This window comes from Vibrio sp. bablab_jr001, assembly GCF_016464285.1.
In the GTDB taxonomy this organism is placed as follows: Bacteria; Pseudomonadota; Gammaproteobacteria; order Enterobacterales; family Vibrionaceae; genus Vibrio; species Vibrio fluvialis.
On the sequence record NZ_JACDWZ010000039.1, the window covers coordinates 323415 to 342292 of the forward strand.

Below are 18878 nucleotides of genomic sequence, written 5' to 3' on the forward strand. Positions count from 1 at the left end.
GTGGATGTACAGTATTGGGATAACGTGAGCATAGTACCCTGCGCATCTTCGTATTAGCTCTGTATTGAAAGCTCAATTAACAGCCTAATAATGGGTATTAGCATTGAGAAAAAGGGGCAGAGATGATCTACCAAACAACGTGTTTTGCAATTGTGTAGCAGCTTGTTGCATAAATTAATCTCATGGTGATTTTCTGCTCTCTAAACGCGTTTTGGACATTTTTAATTTGACATCGACGGACTAACTTTCACCCTATTAATAACTTTTAGTATCCAAAAGCATAATCAGGCACTGCTTATCACTGTTACAGAGATTCAAGAAAATGGACAACAACTTCCATCTTCAACCAGTTGTGTTAGATTCATATTATGCACTTTTTCAGCATAACAGGCAGATTATCCTTAGAAATACTTGTCCCCTGAAATAAATTTCAATTCAAATCGAAACTTATAACTAAATCTACCGTAAAAAAACCTCTAAGATTTTCTTATAAGTCTCGTGTCTGACAATACTACGGCCTTCAGACAAGAGAAAGTTTTTCAGAACGTTGTAAGCTAGCGGATTATTGGCAATTTCTCTGGCCAATTGCTCAGGTATTATTCCTTTTGAATCTTCAATCTTTAGTAGCTCAGGTCTCTTTTCAATTAATAGTTCAATTATAGGCAGATCGCCCATGCGAGTAGCCGTATGTAACGCTGTTGCACCTTCTTCGTTAATTAACGTTGCATCACAGCCATGCTCTAGTAGAAGTGACGCAGATTTACAACATCGGCTAGCCGCAGCGGCATGAAGCGCTGTTCTACCCGTGAAATCTTGAAGATTCAGATCTGCGTTAGCCTTCAACAATGCTTTTACCGTTTGATAATCTTTGTTGTTTGCAGCAAACATCAAAGGCGTCTGATATTTAAAGTCTGTAATATTAACAATTTCTGGCCATAGCTCGATGACCTTACGGATACCTTGAATCATCCCATTACAGACATCACTAATTTCATTAGCAATGTCTGTTGGAACCATCTGCTTGTTATAATTTAACTTCCGAAGCAACTCGTAGCTCATCTTCATCATTAGCAAAATGATGCTATCTGCTTGTGGGTATTTCAGTTGTTTCTTTTTTAAAGCTTCGTGTTTTTTAAGTACTAGCTCAATGGAACGTCCATTTTTTATACACTCTGCGAAATCACGACTAAACTTTTCAATATCGCTAGAACAAGAAGCAAAAAGCGGTTGATAGTTAGGATAGCATTGATACAACTTTTCCCAAAAATACTCATGTAATTCACGCGAAACATCATAAATATTAGGTTCTCCTTTCAGTCCGCCCCAGTAGTACATGTCTCTAAAGTACTTTTCGTGATTATTAGGAATGAGTTTTTGGTTTGCTATAGCCAATGCGAATGCATCTCTAGCTAACAATCCTCTAAACTTTCCAAAGCTGTATTTCTTACATTCATCAATAGCCAAATTAAGATTTTTTTCTGCTTCTTTAAGCTTGTTCTGCGCAATATAATGAAGAGCTTCATAACGTAGTATATTTGCTTTTGAAAATCCAAAATCATCACAGTTTTTCGCCTCATCTAGCAAAGCAGATACCTTTTCTTCGGTTTTTGAACCAAACTTATTAAGGAGTAGATGAGTTTCTAGTTCAAATAATATTCGCTTCATCGACTCAGTAGGTGTGGCTTCTAGAAATTTTAACCTTTCAACAATCATGTCACCTATATTAGGATTTGAATATTGATTCGCCTGAATAATTCTAGCCCCATATACTAGATCAAAATCATCAATATTCTGTAATTGTTTAAATGGAGATTTGTTTTGTTTTAGCTTATCTATTAAAACATCTCTACGCATAAGGTAATTATTTGAATAATCACCTTCTTCTTTTATAAGTTTACACATTTTTTTAAATTCATCTTGAGACGTAGGAAAGACATTATCTAATATATCCTCTTCTCCAGAACGGCTAAAAATACAATTAATTCTATCTAAAGTACTCCATGGGATATCGTGCTCATTGTCTGAGGTAAAAATTCGCAATAAATCGTACCTAAAAAAGGAAGGAAGTTGTTCTTCAAAATACTTATTTTCCGCATGGTCTCCTAAACTTCCCTTTTGAATATGAGCCATAAAAGTCAGGTTATATACATAGTTGTAAAGTTCAACTAACTGAAGTGTTTTATTTTCATTTAAGTCAAAAGATAGTTTATCGACTCCAGGTGTTAAATACTTAACTAATTGCTCATATCCCTCTTGAATAGCTCTGGCTATCAGCAACCTCATACGTATCACTTTAGAGCTTGGTGCCTGATATCGTACTTTTAGTTTCTGTACAAAATCTCGCTGCTCCGCTGCTGGGCATTCACTCCTTAATATTCGCTTTAAGTCTTCACAATCAATAGCTATTTCATGCTGTAAGTCATCATAAGACAAACCTTTTTTTTCAATAAAATCTAGAGCCTGTTCAAATTGCGAAGACTTTTCATCAGGCTCAAAACAGCCACCAAACTGTATATTCACTTCGTCCGAAAACGTTTTCTCGATACTTGATATCTCAGGGGTACTCTTGGATTTTTGCCAATTGTAAAGGTTCCTTAATACTTTTTCGTATTTATCCACACTATCTAGATCGTTGTTTAAATTATTAGCAATAGATGTTTTGGTGTTTTGGATTAAGTCGATAAGCCAATTCAAGACCTGCGGTACAGGGAGAAGAAGTTGCGTAGGTTCAATCGGAGAATCTACGGCTGGAAGATACCAAAACCGCCCGCCAGGCATACCTTCATCCATTTTTGATTCAATTTGCCAAAATACCGTATGTCTCGCTAGAGCTGGTATGATAACCCTGGCTAAATAATGCCAAACGATTTTTCTTTGTGACGCCTTTGAAGAATAAACATTAAGCTCGATGTTCTTGTGCATCAAGTAATCGTCTGTAACATTGGAGATCAGATCTTTTTTCGCTCTTTCATCAAGCCCTAAAGCATCCGCTATATCACCCAAAATACTTTCCCAAGTATTAGATAAATTATCCATCGTCATCTCGACATATTTAAACTTGCTTTTCGATTTTGAAGTCATCTGACCATTAGCGCCAAGCGCTTTAGCAATCTGCAGAAGTACCGATTCGAAGGTTGGAAAAGTAGCCACTGAATGTCCTTTTATTGTTTCGTTTTCCGCTAGAAAAAGAAAATTGAGGGGGGGATTTTGCTTTTCATTTTTCTACAGAGCCGATTTTATCATACTGAAGCCATCTGAATACCTGAGAATAAAAAGCATGACAACAGCACAATCTAGAAAAACAAAAGAACTGGTAATCAATTGGCACATGACAGAAGTCTGCAATTACAGTTGTAAATACTGTTTTGCAAAATGGGGACGCCCCAAAGAACTCCATCGTTCAGAACAGGCAATCGCTAACTTATTGGATAAGCTAGCAGACTACTTCATCAAAGGCACTCCAGTCTTAAAAGAAAAGCTGGGGTACGAAAGTGTTCGTCTTAACTTTGCAGGAGGGGAACCAATGATGTTAGGAAATACGTTCGTTACCGCTTTGGTTCTTGCAAAACAAAAAGGATTTAAAACCTCAATCATAACTAATGGACATTACCTAATTCATGGAAAATCACCGTTGCCGAAAGATACTTTAGACATGATTGGAATCAGCTTTGACAGTCAGTACTTAAGTACACGTATGAAAATAGGAAGAAACGATCGAAAAGGGAACTCTTTTGGTGTTAATGATTTAACACATGCTCTAGCGAACCTTACACAGTCACAAACAGGAATCAAAACAAAGATTAATACTGTAATTAATAGTCTTAATTGGGAAGAGGATTTCTCTAATTTAATTTCTAGTCTAAAACCATACAAATGGAAAGTATTACAGGTCATGCCTTATGGTGATAATGAAATACTAATTTCCAAAGAACAGTTCGATAATTTTGTTCAAAGACATAGTGGATTAGGGTTACCTATGTATTCTGAGTCTAATTCTACTATGACAGAATCATACTTAATGATTAGTCCAGAGGGTTGCTTTTACCAAAATACTGCCAATAAACCTGGATATAAATATAGCGAATGCATTAATTCATGCGGTGTGAAAAAAGCTCTTTCTCAAATAGAGTTCAATCCAATTACGTTTTCTTCAAGATATAAAGAAACCAATATAGATATTGTGGAAATCTCATAAAATCTACTAACAAAAAATAAAACTAGGTTCCTTATTATAGGAACTATAAATAATCACAAAATATTAGATGAGGAACAGATGAATAAATTTATCGTTTTTGAAGGGTTAGATGCATGTGGAAAAACAACATTAAGCTCTCTATATGCTAAAGAAATTAATACTATCGTTCACAATGCGGTAGTCCCTGAAGCTCATGATCTAAGAAAGGTCATTGACTCCTATGAGTCAAAAGAGAGTGCATTTCTATTCTTTTTGTTAAATAACTTATTGAAGAGTAATGAGGTTTCGAAAGTATTAAACGATGAAGATATCATATTAGACAGATATGTATTTTCAACTTTGGCTTACCAAACAATTATGCTTGGGGAAGATATTGTCAAAAATATTTTTGACACACTTAAAATTAATAAAAAAATACTTCTTCCAGAAGTGATAATTTTTGTTAAAGCTGATATTGAAACAATAAACAACAGAATAGAGGCCAGAGGTGACACAGTTCAGTGGTACGGCGATGCAGTTACGCAAAATAATAGTGTTGAATCAGCATATCACAAAGTTTTTAAATGGTTTGATATTCCAATTGTAGAGGTCGATACATCAGAAAAGCATGGCCGTTCGGTAGAAGAAAATTACCAACTAATGAAAGATCGGGTCGAGCACGTTCTTTCGGGAGGGAATAATTTGTACAGTTTCTAGTTCGATATCTCTCGGTGATATTGCATGATGTAGTGGTCAACTAAAATTGGCCACGGTTTTAGAGTTTTCCCAATACAGTCGTTCAGACTCATTGGGTGTTAGACCACCATTATATTGATGTGGCCTGAGTTGGCTGTAGTAGCCCGTGATGTATCGAGTTATATGTTCTCTCGCTTCGCTAAGACTCCGATAACCCGACACTGGTATCCATTCTGTCTTTAAGCTTCTGAAGAACCGTTCCATCGGACTGTTGTCCCAGCAATTACCTCGCCTCGATAAGCTTTGCTTGATTTGATGACGCCACAGCAGTTGCCGATAAGAACGACTGGTGTAATGACTTCCTTGGTCGCTGTGGAACATCACGCCTTTGGGCTTACCTCGTGATTCAAACGCCATAGAGAGTGCCTTTCCTGTCAACTTGCTATCAGGCGGGACTGACATCGCCCAACCAATTGGCTTTCTCGCGAACAGGTCGATGACAACAGCAAGATACATCCAGCGCAGTCCCGTCCAGACATACGTCACATCACCGACCCAGACTTGGTTGGGAGCGGTAACGGCAAATTGTCGAGACAGATGGTTTGGGATCTCTACGTGCTCTTGTGATGCTTTTCGATATCGGTGGTTCGGTGCTTGACCGCTTACCAGCCCTAATAATTTCATTATCTTAGAAGCTCGATAACGTGTCAGTTTTATACCTTGAGCTGTCACCATGTCGGCAATGCTTCTCGCACCAGCAGAGCCGTTGCTTGCCGTATGAACTTCTTTAATAAGACTTTTTAGCTTCACCAACTCTGGAGAAACACGCTTAGGGCGACAACGCCAGTATTTGTAACTGCTGCGGTGGACACTGAACACATGACACAGGGTTGTTACGTTAAAGCTCTGCCTGAGTTTCTCGATTATCGAGAGTTGTTCAGTGAGTCCGACATCAAGAGAGCTGTAGCCTTTTTTAATATTTCATTGTGCTCTTCAAGGCGTGCAAGTTTCTTCTTCAGCTCTCGTATCTCAATTTGCTCTGGTGTCATTGGTGAGGCTTGAGGTGCTACTCCCATTCTTTCTTGCTTGAGCTGCCTTACCCACTTATCCATTGTCGATTTACCCACACCCATGGCTTTTGCGGCTTCAACAACGGTGTAGTTTTGGTCGAGAACAAGTTGCGCTGCTTCGAGTTTGAATTCCGCCCTGAAAGTGCGTCTGGTACGCTTGGTCATAGTTTCACCTGTCATGCTATGAGGTGTATCTTAACACCTCTAATCAGGTGGCCAAATTCACTATGCCACTACAAGATGTCTGGAACATCTTGACCAGAATTGTGGCCCCTAACTGGCTTAAGGTTTTAGCTTGGGTTTATCTTGGTAGGGTCATAGGGGGCGGTGTGTGTTTTGATTCTAAAAGCCGACCAGATTTCAGCGTGGTTTGATAGCTATCTACTGAAAAAAGACAAAGAGTAGACGTGATTGTGAAGCTCTAATATCGGTCTTTAGCATGATAAAAGCGAGTAGCCAAATAAAATGGTTCTCGCTTTTTTAATCAATTACCACGTTCGATTCGAGATAAAAATTACCCAGTAAACTCTTCAGAATCGGGACGATTGGTAAACTGCACACCATTTAAGAAGTCGCACAGCAGTTGGTCTTCACACTGTTTGTAGTTTTTGTTGTTTGGCTTGCGGAAATACGCACCAATTTCGTATTTACTTAAACTAGTACCAACCACTTCTAAAACGTCCAACACATCTTCTGCTTTCATGTCTAGCGCGATGCGCAGCTTCATGAGAATCATGTTGTTGGTCAACGTGACTTCTGGCTTAGGTTGCTCGCCGTCTTTTTTTCCTCGCTTGAGGTTAATAAAGCCATTTAAGAATACCGCTAACTCTTGATCCTTCATCTTAACGCAAGATTTGTCACTTTCATCTTTTAACCAATTTGCCACTTTATCGTGAGCCACAGTGACTTCGGCCTGCCCGAAAGCTTTCATTATCTGCGCGTTTTTAAGGTTTAACGCGTGTTGGATACGACGTAAAATTTCGTTGTTAGTCACTAGGGATTCCTAAAATGAGTTCTAAGGGTGAATAAAAATCCATCAATGACATGCGATCTGTGAGTGTCTTTATTCAATAGCGTAGTTGACGGTGACTCTAACAGAGAACACGTTTCTTCGGTAGGTTAAAAATAGAAATAAGACGGCCTATTCGAACGAGTTGGCTAAGTTGGTAAGACCCCACTTTCATAGACACTATGCTGATTAGAAGAAGTAGATCAAACCACCTCACTGTGATTTGTGAGGTAGAAGGTTACTGGCAAGGAATGGGGCAAAAGTGGATTACAGTTATTAAATGGGAAATGTTTTTCCTCATACTCTTCAACTAATACAGCTAACTTTTCAAATTCACCACCTTCAGGAGTCTCTGGTTTGGCTGCGGCCTACAGAAATCATATTCGACTCAAACCAATGCATAATTGTTTATTGATTTGCCTGATTTATAATTTCTATCAATAACAACAATGACATGATGAGCTCACAAGATGACCAACAAGGTTCTATTTCCAGCGTTACTATTGCTCACAGCAATGTTAACGGGCTGCACTTATGGGATGCATCAGGCAATTTGGGGGCACAGTGATGAACCCACGGAGACGCCTGAAGAGATGACCAAATCCTCTCAATACGTTATCAACCGTATGGAACAGTACTGCCTAGATTCCACCAAAGCGTGGAAAGGTAATTCATGCCGCTTTACATTCAACACACAATGGGATTTCTGGGGACGTTCAGGAGATTGGTTTGAAGCAATGACACGCGGTATCGGTACGTTCGATCAAGTTCTGAAGGAGCACTACCCTATCGTCGCGGGTGGACACGTGGTGAGTTACTACTTTAGAAGAGGTTGGGACAGCACTCAAACTCGCTCTTGGCGATATGTCCTTGGTGATGGCTCAACGATATTGACGATCGACAGAACGTGGAAAAACCTTCCCAACGAAGTTGAAACCGCAATCGTTGAAGAGCAGATTACCTTTGTCATCGGGTTTGAATCGAGTCACCCATGCCTTAAGTCATCATCCTACCTTTCGATGAGAAAGTGTGAGGGCTTTCTGGACTCACTGCACAAAACACCAGAACAGTTTCAGGAAGCAGATTTATCCCGAACAGCCGCGTCCATTAGGCGCGTTAATACCTCACTTGCTTATCTGGCAGCCAAAGGAGATAAGAGTTCCGAAGCATCTAAAGCCTACAACCAGATGGTTGCAGAACAGAAGAAACGAGATAGTGAAGCGGTCAGCGCAGGTATCCGCCAAGGGTTGGCAAACTTCGATACTAGCGTTAAAACGCTGCCTACATACAGCCAATCGAATACTAACAACTATGTTCCCCGACCGAACCTGAGTAAGCAATACGCGCAAATCCAACCGACTTACATGGATCGTATGGAAAAGAGAGAGCAGGCTCTGGCTACGATGAAAAATGCTACCCAAGCCGGAAATAAAACAACGACAGCACCATCTGTCGCGTCTGCAGCTTCAAGTCAACCGTCAACCAACGGGACAACCGTTCAGGCTAACCCAACTCAACAAACCGGTGCGAATGCTAAACCTATAAGTACAGCACGAACTAAAGACTTCAAAGAGGCGATTGCCTACTGCTGGACGCTCAAAGAGCCGAAGAGTGGTCAGAAGGACATTTGGTTCTGCCACGGCCCCATCCAAAAAACATTAGTTGCGACCACTCTCCCGAAAGCTATGGAGTTAGTCGGTTGTGATTACCCAAATGCACTGAGAAAGTGGGATTTTAAAGATGGTGTGGTTCACGCCTGTGACCTTGGTTTGGAAAACTACGATGAAGACGTCGCTAATCTCTACCAGGTACCTTCGGTAATCACTAAGAATTTGCATCAGTATCGATGCAATCTACCTTACCAAGGCAGATGTAGAACAACTCACTGAACTCAAGGGCGCTCGATTGGGCGCCTTGTTACTAATTTCGATTACCGATGTATTAAGTTTAGGTTTTCTAGATACACACCATTACGTATCTGCTTATCAGTGACTAATACCAATAATTTTCTTATTGCTTTGCAGTAATACGCTTTAGAACAAAAGTACGTTTGAAATCTTCAGAGAAGGTTTTATCCAGAGGTTTAACTTCAACGAAGTATTCTGAATCATCTTGGTTTCGGACGAGAAAATCAGGAGTATAGGAATAACGCTTGTGACCTGAAGAATAATAGAAACCTTCGGGTTGTGATCGGAATGAAAGAACGTCCTTAGAGCATTCGAGATGATAACAACAATCTCGTTCTAAAGAACTTGCACACAAAATGACACTTCGATTTTAGAACTCGCAAACTTATAAACGTTTTTGTTGCGGATGGTTTGCGAAGATTGCGAACGTACATAACCTGTCCCATAACGTTGTAATAACACAACCAAATTTAGTTTAGGACACTTAATGGGTTTAAAAAGGACAGCTTACGCTTTTATTGGGACGCTTTATGGTTTCAGCTACAAAGATGGGTGGAAGCCCCAGCCACATCCCGGCACACACGTCATTCGCTGTGGCTGCTTCCTTCCGGACCTGACCAGATTCACGAACTAGTGTTGCGGGAGGACCAGGGCCCCCATAGGTCAATTCAGCTTGCTGCCGAAGAGTGGTGAGGATTATCCGGTATCGCCCCCGCTATTGCAACCCCAAATAGGGCGAAAAGCATTGATTTACCTTCAACTGCCCACCATTTGAGCAATTTGTTTATTTCACTTCCATCGGCTCTTTAGCCGGACGTTCCGCTTTTGCCAGCGGGCGTTTGCGTTTCTCCTGATACATGGCGATATCCGTTTGATGCAGGACCTCCTGCAGCGACATATAGCGTTCACGTTCAGTAGAGATCCCCACCGCTACTGTCACATCAAAGCTGACATCACGCTCGGTACAGATAAACAGGAAGCTTTGTAGCTGATCAATAATGGCTTGTAACTCATCCCCGCGCGCTTCACCAACCAGAATGAATTCGTCGCCCCCAATGCGGTACGATTTTCCTTTCCACACCTGATTGATCCGCGCGGCTAACTGCTTGAGAACTTTGTCGCCAATTTCATGGCCGTAGTTATCGTTAATCGGCTTGAACTGGTTCATATCCAGATACACCAGCGTGGTTTTGCCCGGTAAACCGCGGCGGAAGCGGCGGTACAACGAACGGCGATTGCGCAATTTGGTGAGATTATCGGTGTTGGACTGAAAATTCAGATACAGCGCCACACTCAACAAAAACAGCACCAGTAAGATAAACAGCCACTGACTGTGGCGGGCGAAGCGCTTTTCCGTCAATAGCGTTGCACGCCAGTCCGGTTGATAATCGTATTTTTTGATGATTTTCTGGGTATCGATAATTTTGATTGCGCGCGTAAACAGCGGTGCCAGCGCGGCGCCGACTTGGTTCTTAGGGAAACCAATCGCAATATCGTAGGCGTAGAAACTGCCGATCATCGAATCTTCCACGATTGGCAACAGTGAATCCGCATCACGCAGAATCTGGTTAAAGTTCGCCTTACTCAGCACGATGTAGTCGACTTGCTTATCGAGCAATGCCTGAATCTGCTCTTCCTGATTAGAGAAGGTGATCAGCGCTTTGTTAGGCAGCATGCGCTGCATCAGCTCTTCAAAGAAGTCATCTTTGATCACGCCAATGCGCTCCACGACCAGCTCCGAGACATTGCTGTACACGTTGTCCTTATAGCCTTCGCGTTTCACCATCACCGCTTGTGGGTGGTAATAGCTCTCGCTGAAATAGACCATTTTTTTGCGCTGCTCAGATATGGAAATCGGCGCAATGATATCGATGTGCTTGTCCTGAATGTCCGTGAACATGCTTTCCCAGGTTTCATCCGCTGCGCTGACCAAATCGCATTTAAGCAGCAAGATGTCACACGCTTGGAATACTACGTCTGCACTGATGCCTTTCACTGACCCATCATTGCCGTATCTGGCAAACTGAGTCAGGTTTTCGAGCTTCACCCGCAACGGACGTTGCTGGTTGACACCGCTGTCGATGACCGCCTGACGCAGCGCCTGTTTACGGATGTCGAACTGATATTTCTGAATCGATTCACGCAGCAATTTTTGCACTTTGGCTGAGTGAATGAATGTCTCGAACTCATGCAGCAGTTCACCATGTTTGCCTTTCGGCACAATCAGCGAGACAGGTTGAATCGAAATGCGATCGTTCAGCAGCTGAGCATCCAGGCCGCGCGTTAACATCGGTTTGAGTTGGTTGATCGCATCGACCACACCATCAACTTGCGCGCTTTCCAGCAGCACTTTCGCTTCGCTGAAACCGTCGTATTCCACTTGTGTGAGGTGTGGGTAATTTTCACGAATCAGCTCACCATAAATCGTCCCTTTCGGCACGCCGATACGCTTAATTTCATCCAATGTGGCGTTGGTATAGCTGTAGAGGTAAGTGTATTCGATATTGGTGGGCGCCGAGTAATCAAACCGTTTCGCGCGCGCTTCCGTGTAGGTAACGTTGGCGGCGAAATCGCTTTCACCGGACTCGACCGATTTTAAAATCGCATCAAAACTTGGGTAGTTGACGTACTGAATGTCGATATTGAACTGGTAGGCAATCGCATCGAATAACACGCGCGTGACGACATCGTCCGCTTCGGTCGCGACTAAATAGGGTTGTTCATTATGCGGTGGCTCGGCGTGTGCCGGAACTGCGAGAAAATACAGTAGCAGCAGCATCCAGCCCCGAATTGCTAGCGTTTTAAACATTGACGTTGTTTTTTATAGAATTGTAATTTTAGTAATTGCTGATAATACCGAATCTCAGCGTGTATGCATAAGGACTTATTTCAATGTCCTTCATAAGTTTGCACTGGATTCGATTTTCTGTGCATACGTTTACAATGGCTGCTCTTCGGTATTTTTGAGGATGTAGTCGGTCATCCAGGCCGTCGTCAGCAAGCAGATCCACACCACAAAGACAGGTTTAGGTACGTCGATGTCCGGCGAAAGCACCACTGCCATAAAGCTGACGGAAGGCAGAGTCCAGCACAAAAGCTTACTCCAGCTAAACGATTTAACTTGTGACAGGCTCTCCATCACAGCCACCAGCCCAGTCAGGCACAGCGCAATCACCGCAGCAAACGTCAGACCCGCCACCCACAATGGAATGATCAGTCCCAATGCCCACCAACTATGGCTATGGCTCGGTTTCCAACTCGATGCCGACCACCAGATCACGACCACCGCAGCAAGCTGCACAACCGTCATCCAAGGTTCACCGTCTAATTTACCCGCCGCTTGCGTCACCATAATACCGACTTGCAGCGTGATCACGATAAGTGCGCTGATCGCCATGATGCCCTTATTGCTGCCACGTGAAAACGCTACCATCATCATAGGGAACAGTACCCACATACTGACCGAGAGCGAGGCTGGCTGATAAGGAAGCGTAATGCCGTAAGCGGCCATCCCCGCCAGCAAAACGAAACCCGTGATCCCACCGCGCGGCAGTATCCAGAGAGCAGGGATGACAAAAGTAATGAATGGAACATCGCCCTCGCTCAGACCGAGCGCCCGGGCACACACCATCACCAATAACGTTGTGATTACAAATTGAAAAGCGGAGAATACCAATTCCAGCTCCTTATACCTATCCGTGGTAACAATTGAACTAGGACACTGTCATTATGGACCAATTTCTGGCACAGATCTTTGCTGTCATTCACCAAATCCCACACGGGAAAGTTTCGACCTACGGCGAAATCGCACGTATGGCGGGTTATCCCGGTTATGCGCGCCACGTCGGCAAAGCGCTGGGAAACTTGCCCAAAGACAGCAAACTGCCGTGGTTTCGTGTCATCAACAGTAAAGGGGAGATTTCGTTAACCGGCCCTGATTGGGACAGGCAACGGGAACGATTAGTCGCAGAAGGGATAGCCGTGAGCAGTCAGGGAAAGATCTCACTCAGAATATACAAATGGCAGCCTTAGGCTGCCATTGCTTTTTATCGTCACTCTCAAAGCATTAGTTTGCGCTAACGCCAACCAGCTTCAAATCAACCTGGTTAGTGTTATTATCATCAGTAATCACACCGTAATGGGTATCGGTGATAAAGCGCAGTTTGCCGTTTAGCTCGATACGAGCGCTGACACTGTAGGTATGACGAGCGTCGATTTGGACGCTGTCGTAAGCCAGTTCAAACGCAAACGGAACTTGCTTGCCTTTCGTCTCAAAAGTTTGAGTCGCGATCACTTTCGCTGGCGCATCCATCAGAGAAACGTCTTGCAGCGTTACTGTCACCACCGCATTTTCTGGCAGCGCAATGCGCTCACGATACGCGAGAGTACCCGTTACCGTCTTCATGGCTGCGGGTGTGGTTTGTGTCATGGTCGTTGAGTCCTCAGAAGTCTGGCAACCCACCAGTACCGAACCTAACAGAACCGATGACGCCAGAAGTAGTGCCTTTTTCATAGTGCCTCACTTGAATTAAGGTAATCGCAGCTATTATAAGATCCGTTTCATAAACTGCTATGACCCTCAGTTGGTCTTGACAGTTATTTGACGTAACTCACAAAATAACAACGAACATAACCAATCAGGTGAGGAGCCATGAGCAAACCATTAAAAGAGCTGCTGAGCTTGCTGCAGCTAGAAAAACTGGAAGAGGGTCTCTACCGCGGCGAAAGCGAAAACCTCGGTTTGCCGCAAGTGTACGGCGGCCAAGTGATCGGTCAGGCGTTGTCGGCGGCGCGTTACACGGTGGCACCCGATCGCACCGTGCACTCTTTTCACAGTTACTTCCTCTACCCTGGCGATCCAGAAAAACCGATCATCTACGATGTTGAAAACCTGCGCGATGGCCGCAGTTTCAGCACGCGCCGCGTGAAAGCGATTCAAAACGGCCGCCCTATTTTCTACCTCACCGCGTCTTACCACGGTGAAGCGCCGGGCTTTGAGCATCAGAAAACTATGCCGGATGTTCCGGGGCCGGAAAACTTTGCGTCGGAATCTGAACTGGCGGCGCAAATTGCTCACCTGCTGCCAGAAAAAGTGAAGAAAGTGTTCTGCGGCGAGAAGCCGATTGAGATGCGTCCGGTGACCGTTATCAATCCGCTCAAACCACAAAAAGCCGAACCGAAACAGTACCTGTGGATTCGCGCCAACGGCGAGATGCCAGACAATCAGCTCATTCACCAATACCTGCTGGGTTACGCCTCGGACTGGGGCTTTCTGGTAACGGCGCTGCACCCGCATGAAGTCACGTTGATGACGCCCAATTTCCAGGTCGCCACCATCGACCACTCGATTTGGTTCCACCGTCCGTTCAAAATGGACGAATGGTTGCTGTATGTGATTGAAAGTCCGACCGCCAGCAACACACGCGGCTTAGTGCGCGGGGAAATCTACAACCGTGAAGGCCACCTGGTCGCCACCGCCGTGCAAGAAGGCGTAATGCGGTTTAAAAACGCCTAAGTTTTTTCGCAGCGACGCTTTACCTTCCCCCAAGGTCAGGCTTTACAGTGCTACCGACATTCACTCAGGAGGGGACATTATGGGATGCTGTAATCAACCACCCAATGGCGGCAGCACTGACATCAAACCGCTACTCAAAGCATTCGCGGTACTGTTGGCCGTGGTCTTGCTGCTCGCTTGGCTATTTGGCTGAGCTTGCCTGCCTTCAACGGCCTGATATCGCTTCACCGCTGGCATCAGGTCGTTGCGTGCTAAAGCGGTAGTTCAGTGGTGTATTTAAGCGATTCCATCGCAAAGGTCGATGTGACGTTATTCAGCCCGCCAACGCTGTTCACCAGCTTTTTGTAAAACTGGTCAAAGTGCTTCATGTCTTTGACCAGCACTTTCATCATGTAATCGTACTCCCCCGCCATGCGGTAGAACTCCATCACTTCAGGGTATTCGTCCACCGTCGCCACAAAACGGCGATACCACTCGTGCGAATGATCGCTGGTTTTGACCATCACAAAAGCGATAAACGACAAGTCGAGTTTTTCCGGATCAAGCAGCGCGACCCGTTTGCTGAGAATGCCGGATTCTTCCAGCTTTTTCAGTCGCTTCCAGCAAGGCGTGGTGGTGAGATGAACCGCTTCCGCCAAGTCGTTGAGCGACACCGTGCTGTCTTTTTGCAAAATTGCCAAGATCTGACGATCAATTTTGTCGAGTTGCATACATTTAGCGCCATTATGGAGAAAATTATTCTCCAAAACTACAAAACCATAGGTAAATTAGCAAAGTTTTTCTCTCTTATTACAGCTAAATTATTCCCATACCGATTTCAATTTTCCCAAACGTTGTGCGACCTTTCTTCCGGTTTGGGATTCACGCTCATGGAGAGACCTATGTGTACCGACCATCAATGGATTAACAGCGCGATTCGCAAAATCGAAGCCGACTTTCAACGCTCTGCCGACACGCATCTGATCAAGCTCGACCTGCCGAGCGTGGCTGGCATCGACATCTATCTGAAAGATGAAAGCACCCACCCGACCGGCTCACTCAAACACCGTTTGGCACGTTCACTGTTTCTCTACGCCATTTGTAACGGCTGGGTCGGTCCGGACACACCGATCATCGAATCGTCCTCCGGCAGCACCGCGGTGTCTGAAGCATACTTTGCGCGCCTGCTGGGTCTGCCATTTATTGCCGTGATGCCCAAATGCACTGCGCGTAAGAAGATTGAGCAGATTGAGTTTTACGGCGGCAAAGCCCATTTGGTCGACCGCTCAGATCAGATTTATGACGAGTCGCGCCGTCTGGCCAAAGAGCTGAATGGTCATTACATGGACCAATTCACCTACGCCGAGCGCGCCACCGACTGGCGTGGCAATAGCAACATCGCCGACAGCATTTTTCATCAGATGAAGATGGAAGATCACCCAATCCCGAGCTGGATCGTGATGAGTCCGGGAACGGGTGGCACGTCAGCAACCATTGGCCGCTTTATTCGCTATCAGCAGCACAACACCAAACTGTGCGTGGTCGATCCGGAGAATTCGGTGTTTTACGATTTCTACCAAACCCGCAATCCGAACCTGACGCTCAAGTGCGGCAGCAAAATTGAAGGCATTGGCCGCCCTCGCGTTGAGCCAAGCTTTATTCCGAATGTGGTGGATGAGATGCGGGTGGTGCCGGATGCAGCGAGCATCGCGACCATTCAATGGCTGGAAAAAATTCTCGGCCGTAAAGCGGGCGCCTCCACCGGCACCAACCTGTATGGCGCGCTGCAACTGGCGAGTGAGATGAAACGCCGCGGAGAAACCGGCTCGATTGTGACGCTGCTGTGCGACAGCGGTGAGCGTTATCTCGATACCTACTACAACCCAGCCTGGCTGGCGGAGAATATCGCCGATCTGTCACCGTATCTGGCCAAGCTGGAAACGTTTCAGGCCACTGGCGAACTGGCGTAAGTTCCTGCTCGTCGCTCCGTTCGAATCACAATGCGCGCTTACGATGGCGCGCATTGAGGATATCTTCGATCTGCTTTTGCTCTTTGCGCGCACGCTCAAAATCCTGCTTTTTGCGCCAGCGCTCCAGCACCTGTTCTAACCCTTTGACCCGCGCGTGTTTACTCTCCAGCACCTGCTGCACCGAATGACACTGCGCCGCCATCACCGCTTGTTCCTGCTCATGGTGACGCAGCAGTTTTTGCAGCATGTGGTCGACACGATTGAGGTTCATCAGCAGCGCACTGTTGAGCGTTGGCGCGTGCAGCGTTGAATCGCCAGCGCTGGATTTAAGACTCGCCAATTGATCGAGCTGCGCTTGCAGATATTGATGCCGCTGGCGCATCGAATTGAGCTGCTGCCCGATGCGGTCGCGGGTTTTCTCTTCGACCTGTTGCAGTTTGCCGACGGCGCGAATCTTCTCTTTCATGGCTTATCTCACGGCATTTGAAACAGCTGAGCCAGTTGGGTCAGGCTTGCGGTGTAATCGACACGTTCTTTGGCCGACTGTTGCAGAAATGCTTTGAGATGAGGATACATAGCGACGGCGCGATCCAGCTCCGCATCCTGCCCCGGCTGGTAACCGCCGAGCGGCAGCAGCTCTTTGACCTGCAAATAGTTGGCGTAAAGCTGACGAAACTGATTGGCAACCGTGACGTGCGCGTCCGGTGTCACCGCCGACATACAACGGCTGATCGAGGCATTGACATCAATCGCCGGGTAGTGCCCCTGCTCGGCCAGCTGACGTGACAGCACCACGTGACCATCGAGAATGGCGCGCGCTGAATCGACCACTGGATCTTGCTGATCGTCGCCTTCGGCCAGTACCGTATAAATCGCGCTCAGGCTGCCATCCGGGTTATCGCTGTTGCCCGCGCGCTCAAGCAGTTGCGGCAACACGCTGAATACCGACGGCGGATACCCGCGCGATGCAGGCGGTTCGCCAAGCGACAAGGCAATTTCACGCTGCGCCATCGCATAGCGGGTCAGCGAGTCCATCAGCAGCAAAACGTCTTTACCCTGATCGCGAAAATATTCCGCCACGCGGTGGCAAAGCAGCGTCGCGCGCAGTCGCATCAGTGGCGACTCATCCGCCGGAGCGGCAATGATGATCGCTTTGCGGCGTGCTTGTTCAGTCAGGTTGCGCTCGATAAATTCACGAACCTCGCGGCCACGCTCCCCAATCAGCCCGACCACAATCACGTCCGCTTCGGTGTTCTGGGTGATCATCCCCATCAGCACACTTTTACCCACACCGCTGCCGGCCATCAGGCCGATGCGTTGGCCTTTGCCGACCGTCAGCAGGCCATTAATCGTGCGGACTCCGACGTCGAGCGGCGTGTCCACCGGGCGGCGTTTGAGCGGGTTAATCGGTTTGGGTTCGAGCGACACGCGGTCGCCACCGCGCAGCGGCGCGCCATCATCAAGTGCTTCGCCTAACCCGTTCACTACCCGGCCGAGCCATTGGCTGCTGAGCTGCACCGTGCTGTCGCCTTCCAGCGGCACCACTTTCGCCCCCGCAAACAGACCGCCCAAGCGGCGAATGGGCATTAAATAAGCGACATTGTGGTCGAAACCGACCACTTGTGCTTCGATCATGTCGCCTTCAGCGGTTTCGACCAGACAGCGCTGTTCGAGTTTGAAGCGGCAGCCCACCGCTTGCAGCATCAGGCCGTTCACCTTCACCAGTCGCCCGGTCACCCGCGCCACCGGGACAGAATCGAGCGACGCGATGGCATCGTTGAGGCGGTCCGTCAGCATTCCGCCGCTGTGCGGATTACTCATCCGCCACCTCTTGCCCTGCGGTGACTTCATCCAGCAGATGCTGTTTCACATTGTCCATACACGCATGCAGGCGTGAGTCACAGCTGGCATCGGCTTCGGCATCGTCCGTGACCAGATGGCAACCGCCCACGGGCAGATCTTTGTTCGCCACCAGTTTCCAGCTCTTCGGCAGATCGGCATTGATGTCGCGAATGCGGTCAAGATCCTGCGGATTCAGATGCACAATCACGCTTTCCGCTTTGCCCGGCATCGCATCGAGGGTTTCACCCACCAGCGACAAAATCTGCTGTGGCATCAGCGTCAGTTCGGCGCGAATGACCTGCTGCGCGACTTTCTGCACCAGCTCACAAATGATGTGACGCTGCTGCTGCTCGCGTTCCGCCTGCCAGCGCGACAGGGTTTGATACAGTTCGTTGACCGGCTTGGCGGCTTCCAAAAAGTGCTGCTTACCGGACTGTTCACCGGAGACAAAGCCTTTCTGAAAACCCTCTTTCTGGCCGTCAATAATGCCTTGTTGCTTGCCCTGTTCCAGCCCCTGACGCAAACCTTCGTCATAGCCCTGCTGCAGCCCTTGCTGAAAACCTGCTTCGAGCTGCTGCTGAATATCCACCTGCGTGTCCTGCCACTCGTCATCGAGCAATCGGTCGTCCGGTGCCTTCACTGGCTGAGCCAGTGGCGGGAAACGGTGCAGACGATAACTGCCCGTAGGCAGACGCATAATTTTTTCTGCTGACATG

General features: G+C 46.5%; 17 protein-coding genes and 1 other RNA gene. 6 read left to right on the plus strand and 12 right to left on the minus strand.

The genetic code is table 11. The annotated features are described in order from the left end of the window. Positions 1-459: 459 nt before the first annotated feature. Positions 460-3150: an ankyrin repeat domain-containing protein gene (locus tag JIG40_RS04190; RefSeq protein ID WP_199464828.1), complete on the minus strand. Its 2691-nt coding sequence runs from the start codon at positions 3148-3150 to the stop codon at positions 460-462. A 127-nt stretch (positions 3151-3277) separates the two neighbouring features. On the opposite strand from JIG40_RS04190, the gene JIG40_RS04195 reads away from it, so the two are divergent. Beyond that, on the plus strand, positions 3278-4195 hold the full coding sequence (locus JIG40_RS04195) for a viperin family antiviral radical SAM protein (RefSeq protein WP_199464829.1): 918 nt from the start codon (positions 3278-3280) through the stop codon (positions 4193-4195). Between the two features lie 78 nt (positions 4196-4273). Further along, positions 4274-4891, plus strand: a complete 618-nt coding sequence (locus JIG40_RS04200) for a deoxynucleoside kinase (RefSeq protein ID WP_199464830.1) — start codon at positions 4274-4276, stop codon at positions 4889-4891. A gap of 36 nt (positions 4892-4927) precedes the next feature. On the opposite strand, the gene JIG40_RS04205 is transcribed toward JIG40_RS04200, so the two are convergent. Both JIG40_RS04205 and JIG40_RS04210 read right to left on the minus strand, forming a co-directional pair. Then, positions 4928-6105 (minus strand): IS3 family transposase gene (locus JIG40_RS04205; protein ID WP_199464831.1). Its coding sequence is split into 2 segments (ribosomal slippage): positions 4928-5838 and positions 5838-6105, totalling 1179 coding nucleotides; the frame shifts between segments, so codons are not numbered across the junction. A 349-nt stretch (positions 6106-6454) separates the two neighbouring features. Next, complete coding sequence (locus tag JIG40_RS04210) at positions 6455-6934, minus strand: DUF1456 family protein (protein WP_020329986.1); 480 nt, start codon at positions 6932-6934, stop codon at positions 6455-6457. A gap of 485 nt (positions 6935-7419) precedes the next feature. Here JIG40_RS04210 and JIG40_RS04215 point away from each other — a divergent pair, with 485 nt between their 5' ends. Beyond that, positions 7420-8838, plus strand: coding sequence for a hypothetical protein (locus JIG40_RS04215; RefSeq protein WP_199464832.1), 1419 nt, complete (start codon positions 7420-7422; stop codon positions 8836-8838). A gap of 121 nt (positions 8839-8959) precedes the next feature. On the opposite strand, the gene JIG40_RS22825 is transcribed toward JIG40_RS04215, so the two are convergent. The 4 genes from JIG40_RS22825 to JIG40_RS04235 all read right to left on the minus strand — a co-directional run bounded on the left by JIG40_RS22825 (position 8960) and on the right by JIG40_RS04235 (position 12532). Then, positions 8960-9211, minus strand: a complete 252-nt coding sequence (locus tag JIG40_RS22825; protein WP_233921513.1) for a Tn7 transposase TnsA N-terminal domain-containing protein — start codon at positions 9209-9211, stop codon at positions 8960-8962. 201 nt (positions 9212-9412) lie between these two features. Then, an RNA gene (gene ffs / locus JIG40_RS04225) (signal recognition particle sRNA small type) lies at positions 9413-9509 on the minus strand. Positions 9510-9640: 131 nt separating this feature from the next. Next, the gene (locus JIG40_RS04230) at positions 9641-11635 is read right to left on the minus strand and encodes a GGDEF domain-containing protein (RefSeq protein ID WP_104966999.1); all 1995 of its coding nucleotides are present in this window, start codon (positions 11633-11635) and stop codon (positions 9641-9643) included. Positions 11636-11794: 159 nt separating this feature from the next. After that, a complete protein-coding gene (locus JIG40_RS04235; protein WP_020432084.1) occupies positions 11795-12532 on the minus strand; it encodes a hypothetical protein in 738 nt (245 codons plus the stop codon). 53 nt (positions 12533-12585) lie between these two features. Here JIG40_RS04235 and JIG40_RS04240 point away from each other — a divergent pair, with 53 nt between their 5' ends. After that, the gene (locus JIG40_RS04240; RefSeq protein ID WP_020329981.1) at positions 12586-12888 is read left to right on the plus strand and encodes a DNA base-flipping protein; all 303 of its coding nucleotides are present in this window, start codon (positions 12586-12588) and stop codon (positions 12886-12888) included. A 34-nt stretch (positions 12889-12922) separates the two neighbouring features. Here the strand turns inward: JIG40_RS04240 and JIG40_RS04245 are convergent, their stop codons facing one another. Next, entirely contained in the window at positions 12923-13369 is a 447-nt protein-coding gene (locus tag JIG40_RS04245; RefSeq protein WP_199464833.1) for a YbaY family lipoprotein, read from the minus strand. A 138-nt stretch (positions 13370-13507) separates the two neighbouring features. On the opposite strand from JIG40_RS04245, the gene tesB reads away from it, so the two are divergent. Beyond that, entirely contained in the window at positions 13508-14371 is an 864-nt protein-coding gene (tesB, locus tag JIG40_RS04250; protein WP_199464834.1) for an acyl-CoA thioesterase II, read from the plus strand. 251 nt (positions 14372-14622) lie between these two features. On the opposite strand, the gene JIG40_RS04255 is transcribed toward tesB, so the two are convergent. Then, positions 14623-15081 (minus strand): Lrp/AsnC family transcriptional regulator, encoded by a 459-nt coding sequence (locus JIG40_RS04255; RefSeq protein ID WP_199464835.1) that lies wholly within the window; start codon positions 15079-15081, stop codon positions 14623-14625. Between the two features lie 171 nt (positions 15082-15252). Between JIG40_RS04255 and JIG40_RS04260 the strand changes: the two genes are divergently transcribed. Beyond that, complete coding sequence (locus JIG40_RS04260) at positions 15253-16320, plus strand: PLP-dependent cysteine synthase family protein (protein WP_032080652.1); 1068 nt, start codon at positions 15253-15255, stop codon at positions 16318-16320. Between the two features lie 25 nt (positions 16321-16345). On the opposite strand, the gene fliJ is transcribed toward JIG40_RS04260, so the two are convergent. From fliJ to fliH, 3 genes are read right to left on the minus strand one after another with little or no spacing between them, the layout of a single operon-like run. After that, on the minus strand, positions 16346-16786 hold the full coding sequence (gene fliJ, locus JIG40_RS04265) for a flagellar export protein FliJ (RefSeq protein WP_199464836.1): 441 nt from the start codon (positions 16784-16786) through the stop codon (positions 16346-16348). 8 nt (positions 16787-16794) lie between these two features. Beyond that, positions 16795-18141, minus strand: coding sequence for a flagellar protein export ATPase FliI (gene fliI / locus JIG40_RS04270; protein WP_075988368.1), 1347 nt, complete (start codon positions 18139-18141; stop codon positions 16795-16797). Further along, positions 18134-18877 carry a flagellar assembly protein FliH gene (fliH, locus tag JIG40_RS04275; protein ID WP_199464837.1) on the minus strand — a complete coding sequence of 248 codons (744 nt, stop codon included), beginning with the start codon at positions 18875-18877 and terminating at the stop codon, positions 18134-18136. Before fliH ends, fliI begins: the two co-directional genes overlap by 8 nt. Between the last annotated feature and the right edge of the window lies 1 nt (position 18878).

Excerpts from the sequence above, each read along its gene's own strand:
- JIG40_RS04245 (WP_199464833.1), bottom strand. The coding sequence starts at position 13,369 with ATGAAAAAGGCACTACTTCTGGCGTCATCGGTTCTGTTAGGTTCGGTA.
- JIG40_RS04195 (WP_199464829.1), top strand. The coding sequence starts at position 3,278 with ATGACAACAGCACAATCTAGAAAAACAAAAGAACTGGTAATCAATTGG.
- fliH (WP_199464837.1), bottom strand. The coding sequence starts at position 18,877 with ATGTCAGCAGAAAAAATTATGCGTCTGCCTACGGGCAGTTATCGTCTG.
- fliI (WP_075988368.1), bottom strand. The coding sequence starts at position 18,141 with ATGAGTAATCCGCACAGCGGCGGAATGCTGACGGACCGCCTCAACGAT.
- JIG40_RS04240 (WP_020329981.1), top strand. The coding sequence starts at position 12,586 with ATGGACCAATTTCTGGCACAGATCTTTGCTGTCATTCACCAAATCCCA.
- JIG40_RS04215 (WP_199464832.1), top strand. The coding sequence starts at position 7,420 with ATGACCAACAAGGTTCTATTTCCAGCGTTACTATTGCTCACAGCAATG.
- tesB (WP_199464834.1), top strand. The coding sequence starts at position 13,508 with ATGAGCAAACCATTAAAAGAGCTGCTGAGCTTGCTGCAGCTAGAAAAA.
- JIG40_RS04200 (WP_199464830.1), top strand. The coding sequence starts at position 4,274 with ATGAATAAATTTATCGTTTTTGAAGGGTTAGATGCATGTGGAAAAACA.
- JIG40_RS04230 (WP_104966999.1), bottom strand. The coding sequence starts at position 11,635 with ATGCTGCTGCTACTGTATTTTCTCGCAGTTCCGGCACACGCCGAGCCA.
- JIG40_RS04255 (WP_199464835.1), bottom strand. The coding sequence starts at position 15,081 with ATGCAACTCGACAAAATTGATCGTCAGATCTTGGCAATTTTGCAAAAA.
- JIG40_RS04260 (WP_032080652.1), top strand. The coding sequence starts at position 15,253 with ATGTGTACCGACCATCAATGGATTAACAGCGCGATTCGCAAAATCGAA.
- fliJ (WP_199464836.1), bottom strand. The coding sequence starts at position 16,786 with ATGAAAGAGAAGATTCGCGCCGTCGGCAAACTGCAACAGGTCGAAGAG.